Source organism: Streptomyces musisoli (assembly GCF_016741855.1).
Taxonomy (GTDB): domain Bacteria; phylum Actinomycetota; class Actinomycetes; order Streptomycetales; family Streptomycetaceae; genus Streptomyces; species Streptomyces musisoli.
Genome location: NZ_JAERRH010000001.1, coordinates 65,808 through 78,943, shown reverse-complemented (window position 1 = coordinate 78,943; position 13,136 = coordinate 65,808). Strand labels below are relative to the sequence as shown.

Below are 13,136 nucleotides of genomic sequence, written 5' to 3'. Positions count from 1 at the left end.
CCCGATGACTGCATCAATCGAAGAGATCACCAGGGCGCTGCGGGAATCGGTCAAGGAGACCCGCCGGCTGCGGGCACGCAACGACGAGCTGGAGGCGACGCTCCGCGAGCCGGTGGCGATCGTGGGCATGGCGTGCCGGCTGCCCGGCGGTGTGACCTCGCCGGAAGGGCTGTGGCGGCTGCTGGCCGAGGGCCGGGACGCGGTCTCCGCGTTCCCGGCGGACCGTGGCTGGGACCTGGGCGGCCTGTACGACCCGGACCCGGATCACCTGGGGACCTCGTACGTCCGTGAGGGCGGGTTCCTGGACGACGTGGCGGGGTTCGACGCGGAGTTCTTCGGGATCTCCCCGCGCGAGGCACTGGCCATGGATCCCCGGCAGCGGCTGCTGCTGGAGACCTGCTGGGAGCTGTTCGAGGGCGCCGGAGTGGATCCGCTGAGCCTGAAGGGGAGCCGGACCGGGGTGTTCGTCGGCGCCGGCCCCACGGACTACCCGCGCGGCGTGGAGGGGTACGCGGTCGCCGGGACCACCCCGAGCATCCTGTCGGGCCGGGTGTCGTACGTGTTCGGGCTGGAGGGCCCGGCGGTGACCGTCGACACGGCGTGTTCGTCGTCCCTGGTGTCGCTGCACATGGCGTGCCAGGCGCTGCGTTCGGGCGAGTGCTCGATGGCGGTGGCCGGCGGGGTGACCGTGATGACGAGCCCGCGCGTGATCGTCGAGTTCTGCCGGCAGCGCGCGTTGTCGGTGGACGGGCGGTGCAAGGCGTTCTCCGAGGCCGCCGACGGATTCGGGTTCGCCGAGGGCGTCGGCCTGCTGCTGGTCGAGCCGCTGTCGCAGGCCCGGCGCCGAGGCCACGAGGTCCTGGCGGTGATCCGGGGCTCGGCGGTGAACCAGGACGGTGCGTCGAGCGGACTGACGGCGCCGAACGGCCCCTCGCAGGAGCGGGTGATCCGCCAGGCGGTGGCCAACGCCGGCCTGTCGCTGCGCGATGTCGACGTCGTGGAGGCGCACGGCACGGGCACGACGCTGGGCGACCCGATCGAGGCGCAGGCGCTGCTGGCGACGTACGGGCAGGACCGGCCCGCCGGGAAGCCGCTGCTGCTGGGGTCGGTGAAGTCGAACATCGGCCACACACAGGCGACCGCGGGTGCGGCCGGTGTGATGAAGATGGTGCTGGCGATGCGTCACGGGGTGGTGCCCGCGACGCTGCACGTCGACCGGCCCAGCCGCCATGTGGACTGGACGGCGGGCGAGGTCGAGCTGGCGGTGGAGCCGGTGCCGTGGCCCGACGGCGGGCATCCGCGGCGCGCGGGAGTCTCCTCGTTCGGGGTCAGCGGCACCAACGCCCACCTCATCCTGGAACAGCCCCCCGCCCCCGACGGCGCGGCCCCGGCCGCCCGGCCGTCCGGACCCGGGGACGCCCCGCCGGTGGTGCCGTGGGTGCTGTCGGGGCGGGGCGAGCGGGGCCTGCGCGGGCAGGCCGCCCGCCTGGCGGAGTTCGTCGCGGCCCACCCGGAGCTGGACGCGCGCGACACCGCGGGCTCGCTGGCCCGGCGCGCGGCCCTGTCGCACCGGGCCGTGGTACTCGGCAACGACCGGACCGGACTGCTCGCCGGACTGCACGCCCTGGCCGAGGGACAGCCCGCGCCGGGGCTGGTGCAGGGAGTGGCCCGCAACCGGTCGGGCGAGGCGGTGCTGGTCTTCCCCGGGCAGGGGTCCCAGTGGCCGGGGATGGCGCTCGGACTGCTGGAGGCGGCTCCGGTGTTCCGCGACCGGCTCACCGCCTGCGACGAGGCGCTGGTCCCGTTCACCGGCTGGTCGGTGCGCGACGTGCTGCACGGCGCACCCGGCGCCCCGGACCTGGAGCGGGTGGACGTCGTCCAGCCGGTGCTGTTCGCGGTCATGGTGTCGCTGGCCGCCCTGTGGGAGCACGCGGGCATCGTGCCCGCGGCCGTCGTCGGTCACTCCCAGGGCGAGATCGCCGCCGCCTGCGTGGCCGGCGCGCTGTCCCTCCAGGACGCGGCACGCGTGGTGGCGCTGCGCAGCCGCGCCCTGGTCTCGCTGTCCGGGCAGGGCGCGATGGCGTCCCTGGGCCTGGGCCGCGACGAGGCCGAGGCGCTGCTGTCCCGCTGGTCGGGCCGGCTCGCGATCGGCGTCGTCAACGGGCCCGGTTCGGTGGTGGTGTCGGGCGACAGCGCCGCGATAGCCGAGCTGGTGGCCGAATACCGGGGCTCCAAGGTCCGGGTACGGCAGCTCCCGGTCGACTACGCCTCGCACTCGCCGCACGTCGAGCGGATCCGGGACGAACTGCACGCGCGGCTGGACGGCATCACCCCGGGCCCCTCGCGGATCCCGTTCTACTCCGCGGTCACCGGCGGGCAGCTGGACACCACCGGGCTCGACGCGGACTACTGGTACCGCAACCTCCGGCAGCCGGTGCGCTTCGACGAGGTCACCCGGACCCTGATCGAGCGCGGATACGAGCTGTTCGTGGAGGCGAGCCCGCACCCGGTGCTGACCATGGGGCTGGAGGAGACGATCGCCGCCGCGGACGCCGCCGCGGTCGTCCTCGGGACGCTGCACCGCGGCCGCGGCGGCCCGGACGACTTCCTCGGCTCGGTCGCGCAGGCCTACACCGGCGGCGTGCCGGTCGCCTGGGAGAGCGTCCTCGGCCACCGCGGGAACGCCACCGCCGGCCTTCCGCCGTACGCGTTCCAGCGGCAGCGCTACTGGCAGGACCCGTCGGCGCCGTCCGGCGACGCCCTCGGCAAGGCAGGCTTGCGCGCCGGTGAACACCCCATGCTGGGCGCCGCGATCGACGTCGCCGGCAGCGGCGCCGTGGTGCTGTCCGGCCGTCTGTCGCCGCAGACCCACGGGTGGCTGGCCGATCACGCGGTCGACGACCAAGCACTGCTGCCCGGCACGGCGTTCGTGGAGCTGGCGCTGCGCGCCGCGACAGAGACGGGCTGCTCCGGCATCGAGGAACTCACGCTGGAAGCACCCATGGCGATCCCGTCGGCGGGTGCGGTCCAGGTCCAGGTGGTCGCCGGCGCCCCCGACGACGCGGGCAAGCGCCAGGTGACCGTGTACTCGCGGCCCGAGGACACGTCCGTCGACGGCGAGTGGACCTCGAACGCCGTCGGCGAGCTGACCGGCTCGCCGGCCACGGAGGACTTCGGCGACCTGGTGATCTGGCCGCCGGCCGGCGCGGAGCCGCTGCCCACGGACGGCCTCTACGAGGGGTACGCGGAGCGCGGGTACGCGTACGGATCGGCCTTCCGCGGGATCCGCCGGGCCTGGCGCCTCGGGGACGACGTGTACGCCGAGGTCGGCCTGCCCCCCGCGCAGCGCGGCGAGGCAGCCCGGTTCGGGGTCCACCCCGCCCTGCTGGACGCGGCGGCCCAGGCGGCCGGCATCCTCATGGCGCAGGAGGGCTCGCCGGCGGACACGGGACTGTGGCTGCCGTTCCTGTTCAGCGAGGTGGCCCTCGTCAGCTCGGGTGTGGCGGACCTGCGGGTCAAGGTACGGCGCATCGGCCCGGACCGGGTGACGCTGACCGCCGCGGACCTCGACGGGCGCCCCGTCGTCTCGGTGGGCGCGCTCGTCGTACGGCCGGTGTCGGCCCGTCAGCTGCGCGCGACGAACGCGGCGGTGCGGGACGCGCTGTTCCGGCTCGACTGGGTGCCCGCCCCCGGGCCCGCGTCCGGGCCGGGCACCGACCGGCTGCGCTGGGCGGTCCTGGGCGAGGACGGCACGGCGGTCGCGGAGCGGCTCGAAAGGTCCGGTGCGGTCGTCGGCACGTACGGCGACCTGGCCGGGCTCCGCGCGGCGATGGCCGGGGGAGCCCCGGCGCCCGACCTCGTGGTGTGGTGCGGCGCCGGGCTCGCCGGGCCCCGTCCCGGCGACGGCGATGCCGACCTGGCCGCTCGCGTCCGGACGGTCACCGCGCAGGCGCTGGCCGTGCTTCAGGAGTGGCTGGCGGACGACGACCTCGGCGCCGGCCGCCTGGTGGTCAGGACCCAGGGCGCGGTCGCGGCCGACGGCGGGGAGGACATCGCGAACCTGGCCGCGGCCGCCGTCTGGGGGCTGCTGCGCGCCGCGCAGACGGAACACCCGGGCCGCTTCGTCCTGGTCGACGACGGCACCGGCCCCGACGACGCCGGGCCGGGGGAGGTCTGGGCCGCGGCAGCGGCCTGCGGGGAACCGCAGCTCGCGGTCCGCTCCGGCGCGCTGCTGGTGCCGCGACTGGCCCGGGCCGACGGCGGCGAGAGCCTCACGCCCCCGGCCCACGCGGCCGCCTGGCGCCTGGAGTGCGGCGGCACCCGGACACTGGAGGAACTGACGCTGGCGGAGTGCCCGCCGTCGACCGGCCCGCTCGGTCCGCGTGAGGTGCGGGTGGCCGTGCGCGCGGCCGGGCTCAACTTCCACGACGTGGTCGTCGCGCTGGGGCTGATCCCCAACGAGGCGGTCCTCGGCGGCGAGGGCGCCGGAACGGTGACCGCCGTCGGCGGCGACGTGACCGACCTGGCGCCCGGTGACCGCGTTCTGGGGCTGCTGCCCAGCGCGTTCGGCCCGGTCGCGGTGACCGATCACCGGCTGCTCGCCAAGATCCCCGAGGACTGGTCGTACGAGCAGGCCGCTTCCGTGCCGGTGGCCTTCCTCACCGCGTACTACGCGCTGTCCGACCTGGCCGGGCTGCGACCCGGTGAGTCCGTGCTCGTGCACGCGGGGGCCGGCGGCGTCGGATCGGCGGCGATCCAGCTGGCCCGGCACCGCGGGGCCCGGGTGTTCGCGACCGCGAGCCAGGGCAAGTGGCCGGTCCTGAAGGCCGCCGGGCTGGACGACGCGCACATCGCGTCGAGCCGCACGCTCGACTTCGAGGGGGCGTTCGCCGAGGCCACCGGCGGGCAGGGGGTCGACGTCGTGCTGAACTCGCTGGCCGGGGAGTTCGTCGACGCCTCACTGCGGCTGCTGCGGCCCGGCGGACGCTTCGTCGAGATGGGGAAGACGGACGTCCGCGACGGCGACGACGTCTCCGGCCGCCACCCCGGGACCCGCTACCGGGCGTTCGAGCTGGACGACGCGGGACCGGATCGCATCAAGGAGATGCTGACCGAGATCATGTCCCTGTTCCGCGCCGGTTCGCTGGAGCTGCCGCGGGTGACCACCTGGGACGTCCGCCACGCGATCCGGGCCTTCCGGTTCATGAGTCGGGCCCGGCACGTCGGCAAGATCGTGCTGACCGTTCCGCAGGCGCCGGACCCCGAGGGGACGGTGCTCGTCACCGGCGGCACCGGCACGCTGGGCGGTCTCGTCGCCCGTCACCTCGCCGAGCGGGGCGCCCGGCACTTCCTGCTGGTGAGCCGCCGCGGCCCCGACGCGTCCGGTGCGGAGCGGATCCGCGCCGAACTCACCGGGCTGGGCGCCCGGGTGGAGATCGTCGCCTGCGATGTCGCCGACCGGGCGGACCTCGCCAAGGCGCTGGCCGCGGTTCCGGTCGAGCACCCGCTGACCTCGGTGGTGCACGCCGCCGGAGTCCTCGACGACGGGATCCTGCCCTCGCTCACCCCGGAGAAGATCGACAAGGTCATGCGGCCCAAGGTCGACGCGACGCTGCACCTGCACGAACTCACCGCGGGGGCCGGCCTCGCCGAGTTCGTGATGTTCTCCTCCGGCGCCGGGCTGACCGGCGCGCCGGGACAGGGCAACTACGCGGCCGCGAACGTGTTCCTCGACGCGCTCGCCGGCCACCGGAGGGCCACGGGCCTGCCGGCGACGTCGATCGCGTGGGGCCTGTGGGCGGAGACCAGCGAGCTGACCGCCGGCATCACCGGCTCCAACCGGGCGCGCATCACCGGGTACTTCACGCCCTTGGCCACCGAGCAGGCGCTGACCCTGTTCGACGCCGCGCGGGGCTCCGCCGAACCCGTTCTGCTGGCCTCCGGCATCCGTGCGGACCGGCTCCGGTCCCTCGCCCGTGACGGTTCGCTCCCGGCCCTGTGGCGCGGGCTGATCAACGCGCCGGTCCGGCTCCGGGTCGCGGCGACCGACCCGGCCGCCGGCCTGACGATGCAGCTGGCCGCGCTGGGCGAGGCCGAGCAGAAGGAGTTCCTGCTCGACCTCGTGCGCTCGCACGCCGCGATCGCGCTGGGCGCGGGTGACGCGCAGGCACTGGACCCGGACACACCGTTCCGCGATCTCGGGTTCGACTCCCTCACCGCCGTCGACGTCCGCAACAGGCTGACCGCCGCGACCGGCTACCGGTTCCCGGCGACGCTGGTCTTCGACCATCCCACTCCGGCCGAACTCGCCGGTCACCTGCGCACCAGGCTCGCCTCCGGGGCGGCGCCGCGGTCCGCTCCGGTGCTCGACGAGATCGAGAGCCTCGAGAAGGCCCTCCTGCGCAGTGAACCGGAGGAGGAGCTGCGGGGCAGGATCACCAGGCGTCTGCGGACCCTGCTGAGCCGATGGGACGACGCCCACCCGGACAACGGGGTGCCGTCCCCCGACGAGGCGGAGTTCGCCCTCGACACGGCCACGGACGACGAGCTGTTCGCACTCCTCGACGGAGAACTGCCCGACGCCACGTGACCGTTGCCGCTCCCGGCGAGGTCTGCCCCGTCCGCCGTTCCGGCACGGGGCAGACCTTTGCCGCGTTCGGTACCGGGGCAGGTGCGGGGAGCGGCTGTCACCGGTGCGGCCGGCCCGCGTTCGTGGCACCGCGAGGACCGCCGGACGGCCGGACCGCTTCCGCACGGTCGTCCCGGCCGGCCGGGAGCGCTAGGGCCTCTCGTTTGGATCATGCCGGGCTCGGCCTGATCCAAACGAAAGACCCTAGCGGCACGTGCCCCGGGCCGGGCATGGCGTCGCCGGGCAGGCGGGGATCCGACGGCGGGGCCTAGCGAGAGGTCTCGCCGCCGCAGAGGCGCAGCGTGCTCTCCAGGCACAGCTTCTCCGCCTCGTGGGTGGTGGCGCGCCCGGCCGCGACCTGTGCCGCGGCGATCTGCTGGAGCCCGATGACGGCGTCGGCGAGCCAGGCGGCGGGGAGGGACGCGCCGAAGTCGCCCGTGCGCTGGCCCCGCAGGATGAGCCGTTCGAGGCGCGGGGGCACGACGTCGGAGAGCGCGTTGCTGTTGGGCCGCGGAGCCCCGGGCGCGGTGGGGCTGAGCAGCAGCGGGTGGCGGCGGAGGAACTGCCAGCCGGCGTCGAGGAACCGGGCCAGCGCCTCGGCGGGCGGGGCGGTGTCGAGGTCGGCGGCGTCGAGCGTGGCGAGGTACTCGGCGGCCGCGGCCTCGATGAGGGCGACGACCAGGGCGTCGCGCGAGGGGAAGTGCGCGTACACGGTCTGGCGGGTGACGCCGGCCGTGGCGGCGATGTCCTCCATGCTCGCGTCCGGTCGTTCGCCGAGCACGACTCGGGCCGCGTTGAGGATCGCGTCGATGCTGCGCCGGGCATCGGACCGGCGGCGGCGTGGCGGCGGGGCGGCTTCGGACGAGTCGATCATGCCGAGAATCCTAGGCTCCGTCCGCAACCTTGACAACCTGTAAGAGATAGCTAAATCTTACAGCATGTCAAAAATGAGCTTAGGTGAAGATCATCCGGCGATCGAGGCGCGCGGCTTGGTCAAGGCCTACGGGGAGAAGCGGGCGCTGGACGGGATCGATCTGACGATCCGTCGCGGTCAGGTGTTCGGCTTCCTCGGTCCCAACGGAGCGGGCAAGACCACCACGATCCGCATCCTGGCCACGTTGACCCGCCCGTCGGGCGGCACGGTCCGCGTCCTCGGTCACGACGTGCTGACCGAGGCGGACAAGATCCGCACCCGGGTGGCGGTGACCGGCCAGTTCGCCTCCCTCGACGAAGACCTGACGGGATACGAGAACCTGCTGATCCTCGGCCGGCTCCAGGGCCTGTCCCGGGCCGCCGGCCGGCAGCGCGCCGACGCCCTGCTCGCCGCGTTCGACCTGACCGGAGCGGCCGACCGCCCGGTCGGCGGTTACTCGGGCGGCATGCGCCGCCGGCTCGACATCGGCGCCAGCCTGATCGTCACTCCCGACCTGCTGTTCCTCGACGAGCCGACCACCGGTCTCGACCCGCGCAGCCGCAACCAGGTGTGGGAACTGGTCCGCCGGGTCGCCGCGGCCGGCACCACGGTGCTGCTCACCACGCAGTACCTGGAGGAGGCCGACCAGCTCGCCGAGCAGATCGCCGTCATCGACAACGGCCGGATCGTGGCCGAAGGCACCAGCGCCCAGCTCAAGTCCCGCGTCGGCTCGGGCACCTTGAACATCCGGCTCCTCGACGGCGAGCAGCGTCCGCAGGCGCTGCAGATCCTGGCCGGCGCCCTGGAGGGGACGGTTCGGCTCGCCACCGACCCGCTCGCCCTGACCATGCTCCTCGCCACCCGGCCCGCCGCGACGGACACGGGCCGGCTGGTCGGACGCGCCATGACCCAGCTCGCCGAGGCCGGCGTGGGCATCGCCGACTTCTCCCTGGGCCAGCCCAGCCTCGACGAGGCATTCCTCGCCCTGACCGGCCATCGGGCCGCCACGGACACCAACGACCACGAGGAACTGAACGCATGAGCACCCATGCCGTCTCCACACCCCCCACCGCGGTGGAGGACCCGATCGACGCCCTGCTCGCCGCGGGACGCGAACGCCGCCGTGCCGGGGCGCTCACCGCCTCGGCCGCCTTCGGCAGGCGCGCCATGCTCAAGCTCAAGCACGACCCCAAGCAGCTCGTCGACTCGGCCGCCATCCCGATCCTGTTCACCGTGCTGTTCACCTACCTGTTCGGCGGTGCCATCAGCGGTTCGACCAGCGAGTACCTCAAGGTCCTGCTGCCCGGCGTGCTCAGCATGAGCATCGCCATCGTCACCATGTACGGCGGTGGCCGTCTCGCCCAGGACGTGCGCAGCGGGGCCTTCGACCGCTTCCGCGGCCTGCCGGTCTGGCGCGGCGCCTTCGTGCTCGGCGGCCTGCTCAGCGATGTCGCCCGCTACCTGTTCGCCTCGGCCATCGTGGTGGTCCTGGGCCTGATCATGGGCTACCGCCCCGACGGCGGTGTGCCGGGCGTGCTCGCCGCTGTCGTCCTCGTCATCGCCTTCGGGCTCGCGCTGTCCCTGGTGTGGGCCGCGGTCGCCCTGGCCGTCAAGGACCCGGCCGTCGTCATCAGCATCGCCAACGCCGTGCTGATGCCGCTGTCGTTCGCCAGCAACATCTTCGTCCAGCCGAGCACCATGCCCGGCTGGCTCCAAGCCGTCGTCGACGTCAACCCGCTCAGCCATGTCGCGAGCGCGGCCCGGCACCTGATGAACGACACCGGAGGGGGCGGCGGCGACATCGCCTGGGCGCTCATCGCGACCGCGGTCATCACCCTCGTGTGCGGCCCGATCACGCTCCGCCTCTACAGCAAGCAGGGCTGACCGGCGGTCCACCGGGTTCCGTGCCGGGCCCGCCGGCACGGAACGGCACACCGCGCCGCACCGGGACACACGCGGCGACGAAAGGGAGTCGCGCCGTCTCCATCGCCGAGGCCGGGCCCGGGGCGGGGGTGAGGCACGTGACGGAAGAGCGTGACCGGTGTGACGTCCCGTGAGGACCACTGCGGTGCAGCCCTTCCGTGACCGGCCGGGGCCGGGGTCACCGGAGGTGTCTACCCGGGTGACCCCGGCCCCGGCCGGCCATGTGCGGGAGCGGCCTCAGGAGTCCGGCGACGGCAGCGGCGGCAGCGGCGGCCGCTCGATCACGTCTACCGGCCCTCGGCCCGTATGACGGCGGCCAGCCGCGCGACCGTGGGGTTCTCGAAGAGCCTGCGCAGACCGTCGTCCTGACTCCCGGACGTGCCGAACTCCTTGCTCATCCGTTCCAGGACACCGATCGCGTGCAGGGAGTCCCCGCCGAGTTCGAAGAAGTTCTCCTCCGTCCCGAAGTCGTCGCGCTCCAGGACCTCCTGCCAGAACCGCAGCAGCGTCCGCTCCAGATCGTCCTGCGGGACGGACGTCGTGCCGGTGGCCTGCTGGTCCCTCGGGGCGGGCAGCGCCGACACGTCGACCTTCCCGTTCCCGCTCAGCGGCACCCTCGGGATGACGAGGTAGTGACGGGGCACCATGTACTCCGGGAGGACCTCCTCGAGCGCGGCGCGCAGCGCGCCGGCGTCGGGATGCGTCCGCCCCGCGGTGACCTCTCCCTCCTCGGGCACCAGGTAGGCGACCAGCTGGCGGCGGCCCGTCCTGGGGTTGGCGTCCACCGTGACCAGTGCGTCACGGACGCCCGGCTGCCGCCGCAGCGGGGCCGCGATCTCGCCCAGTTCGATGCGGTAGCCGTTGAGCTTGATCTGCGAGTCCTCGCGCCCCAGGAACTCGATGTCCCCGCCGGGGAGATAGCGGCCGAGGTCGCCGGTCCGGTACAGGCGGGCCTTGGTCCGGGGATGTACGACGAACCGCTCCGCGGTCCGCTCGGGATCGGCCCAGTAGCCGCGGGCCACGCCGGTGCCGCCGATGTAGATCTCACCCGTCGCCCACACCGGGCTCGGTTCGAGCCACTGGTCGTACACGTGCATGGTCTGGTTGGCGAGCGGCTTGCCGTAGGGGATCCGCGACCACTCCGGGGGCACCGCGCCGATCGGGTAGTGAATCGACCAGATCGACGCCTCGGTGGCGCCGCCCAGGCTCATCACCTCGGCAGCGGGATAGAACGCGCGGATCCGGTCCGGCAGGGCCACCGGGATCCAGTCACCGCTCATCATGACCAGCCGCAGCCCGTGTCCGGGCGGGGGAACGTCCGGATCGTGCGCGTCGATCCACGCCCGCATGAGGGCCGGCACGGTGTTCCAGATCGTCACCCGGTGCCGGTCCATCAGCTCGGTCCAGTGCCGCGGCTCCTGCGACCTGCCCGGCTCCGGCACGACGACGCTGCCGCCCGCCGCGAGGAGACCGAAGATGTCGTACACCGAGAGGTCGAAGCTGAGGGCGGACAGCGCGAGCACCCGGTCGTCCGGGGTGACACGGTAGCGGTCGTTGAGGTCCTGGATCGTGTTGGCCGCGGCCCGGTGGTCGATCATGACGCCCTTCGGCGTGCCGGTCGACCCGGAAGTGAAGATCACGTACGCCAGGTCGGCCGGGTCGGGACCGGTCGACGGCGGGGTGGGCGGCGCGGACCGCACCTCGGCGTCGGCGAGGGTCACCAGCCGGATGCCGTCGGGCCAGGCCAGCTCGTCGCGCAGTCGCGGTGTGGTGACCACCACCCGGACCCGGCCCTGCCGCAGGAGCTGCTCCCGCCGGGCGGCCGGCCAGCGCGGCTGGACCGGCAGGTACGCGGCCCCGGACCGGGTGACGCCGAGGGCCGCCGCCACCTGGTCGTACCCCTTCTCGGCGATGATGCCGACCAGCGTGTCCCGGCTCGCCCCGGCCGACTGCAGGACGTGGGCCAGCCGGTGGGCGTCCTCGACCAGTTCACGGTAGGTGTGCTCGCCGTCGGCCGAGATCACGGCGATCGCGTCCGGTGTCCGGCCGGCCTGTTCCTCGACCAGTTCGCAGAGCGTCCGCTCGGCGATGGGGGTCTCGGTCGCGTTGACCTGGCGGCGTTCGTCGGCCTGCGCGTCCGGGAGCGCGACCAGCTCGCGCTCGTCCCACGCGGCCTCGCTCTCGCCGAGGCGTTCCAGGCACGCGCGGTGGGCGAGGAACATCTCCTCCAGCATGCCGTCGGGGAAGAGTCCGTCGACGAAGTCCCAGTTGATCAGCAGATCGCCCCGGTCCTCGAGCACCTGGTAGTCCAGCCAGACCTGGGGCGTCTGGCTGACGCCGTACACGACCTCGCCGAACATCCGGGCCTGTTCGGTGAGGCTGGACGCGGAGTCGAAGCCGATCATGCTGGTGAACACCACCGGCATCGCGGCCCCCAGCCGGCCGCCCAGGCGCCTGGCGCGCTCCCGCAGGACGCGGACCCCGGAGTAGCCGGAATGCCCGAGATCCTCCATCAGCTGGTGGTGCAGGCGCTTGGCCCGCGCGGCGAAGGAGTCCTCCGGCTCGGGCCGTGTCTCGAGGAGGACCAGCGAGGTGAAGTCGCCGATCACCTCGCCGATCTGCGGATGGAGCGGCGGCCGGTTGAACAGCGTCAGGTTGAGGGTGAGTTCGGGCCGCTTCGACCAGCGCCGGAGCACATCGGCGTAGGCGCCGACGAGCACGGCGGACGGGGTCAGACCCCGGCGGCGGGCGGTCTCCTTGATGGCGGACCACCGCTCGCGGGGGAGGCGGGCGTGGTGCCGGTCGAACTTCGGGCGGGAGAGCTGCCCGGGCTGGACGGCCAGGGGCAGTTCGGGAGCGGGCGGCAGCCGGTCGAGCCGGTCCAGCCAGTACTGCTTGTCGGCTTCGAACCGCTTTTCGCTCTGCTGTCGTCGCTCGGCGAGGACGTAGTCGCGGAAGGTGACCTCGATGGGCTCGGGCGGGGCGTCCGGCCGGCTGTAGAAGCCGAACCAGTCGCGCTGGAAGATCCCGAAGCTGAACCCGTCCATGACCAGCATGTCCAGGCTGAGGTGCAGGCGCCACCGCCTGTCGTCCAGCCGGGTCGCGCGGACCTCGAACAGCGGCCAGCGGTCGGCGGGCAGCACCTGGTGCGCCAGCTCTTCCCGGATCCGCGCGATCCCGGCCTCCTGCGCCGCCTCGTCGACGCCGGACAGGTCCGTGACCCGGATGTCGTACGGCGGGACCTCGGGCAGGACGCGCTGACTGCCGTCGGGCTGGATGACCGCCCGGAGCATGTCGTGGCGCCGGACGACCTCGTCGAGGCTCCGGCCGAGCCTCGGGACGTCCAGGTCGGCGGCGTCGAACTCGAGGTAGCAGTGGGTCGAGTTGCCGCCCAGCTCCACCGCCGGTGTCCGGCCCACCCAGTACGCCTGCTGGATGTCCGTCAGCGGGAACGGGTCGTGCCGCTCCTCGGGCCGGAGAACCAGGGCCGCCGGCTCGTCCGCGCCCTCGGAGCGCGAGATGATCTCGACGAGTTCGTCCCGGCGGAGCCTCATCTCCTCGCGCAGTTCGGAGGTCAGGGCATCGGGCGGGGCCGTCACGTGGAGCCGGCCGTCGACCAGCCGCAGTTTGACCCCGCGACGGTACAACTCGGCGAAGAGATCCGTGGTCATC

Annotated in this window: 5 protein-coding genes; 3 read left to right on the top strand and 2 right to left on the bottom strand. The window is 73.7% G+C overall.

Annotation, left to right across the window (positions count from 1 at the left end):
- Positions 1 to 4: 4 nt before the first annotated feature.
- The gene (locus tag JK361_RS00240; protein WP_201813532.1) at positions 5 to 6,589 is read left to right on the top strand and encodes a type I polyketide synthase; all 6,585 of its coding nucleotides are present in this window, start codon (positions 5 to 7) and stop codon (positions 6,587 to 6,589) included.
- A gap of 307 nt (positions 6,590 to 6,896) precedes the next feature.
- Here JK361_RS00240 and JK361_RS00235 read toward each other — a convergent pair whose 3' ends face one another.
- On the bottom strand, positions 6,897 to 7,502 hold the full coding sequence (locus tag JK361_RS00235) for a TetR/AcrR family transcriptional regulator (RefSeq protein ID WP_201813531.1): 606 nt from the start codon (positions 7,500 to 7,502) through the stop codon (positions 6,897 to 6,899).
- Positions 7,503 to 7,575: 73 nt separating this feature from the next.
- Between JK361_RS00235 and JK361_RS00230 the strand changes: the two genes are divergently transcribed.
- Positions 7,576 to 8,583 (top strand): ATP-binding cassette domain-containing protein, encoded by a 1,008-nt coding sequence (locus JK361_RS00230; RefSeq protein WP_236052285.1) that lies wholly within the window; start codon positions 7,576 to 7,578, stop codon positions 8,581 to 8,583.
- Positions 8,580 to 9,425: an ABC transporter permease gene (locus JK361_RS00225; RefSeq protein ID WP_201813529.1), complete on the top strand. Its 846-nt coding sequence runs from the start codon at positions 8,580 to 8,582 to the stop codon at positions 9,423 to 9,425. The genes JK361_RS00230 and JK361_RS00225 overlap by 4 nt, the downstream gene beginning before the upstream one ends.
- Positions 9,426 to 9,751: 326 nt before the next feature.
- On the opposite strand, the gene JK361_RS00220 is transcribed toward JK361_RS00225, so the two are convergent.
- On the bottom strand, positions 9,752 to 13,135 hold the full coding sequence (locus JK361_RS00220; protein ID WP_201813528.1) for a non-ribosomal peptide synthetase: 3,384 nt from the start codon (positions 13,133 to 13,135) through the stop codon (positions 9,752 to 9,754).
- Position 13,136 lies beyond the last annotated feature (1 nt).

Coding starts and splice junctions, on each gene's coding strand:
- JK361_RS00240 (WP_201813532.1), top strand. CDS start 5: ATGACTGCATCAATCGAAGAGATCACCAGGGCGCTGCGGGAATCGGTC.
- JK361_RS00235 (WP_201813531.1), bottom strand. CDS start 7,502: ATGATCGACTCGTCCGAAGCCGCCCCGCCGCCACGCCGCCGCCGGTCC.
- JK361_RS00230 (WP_236052285.1), top strand. CDS start 7,576: ATGAGCTTAGGTGAAGATCATCCGGCGATCGAGGCGCGCGGCTTGGTC.
- JK361_RS00225 (WP_201813529.1), top strand. CDS start 8,580: ATGAGCACCCATGCCGTCTCCACACCCCCCACCGCGGTGGAGGACCCG.
- JK361_RS00220 (WP_201813528.1), bottom strand. CDS start 13,135: ATGACCACGGATCTCTTCGCCGAGTTGTACCGTCGCGGGGTCAAACTG.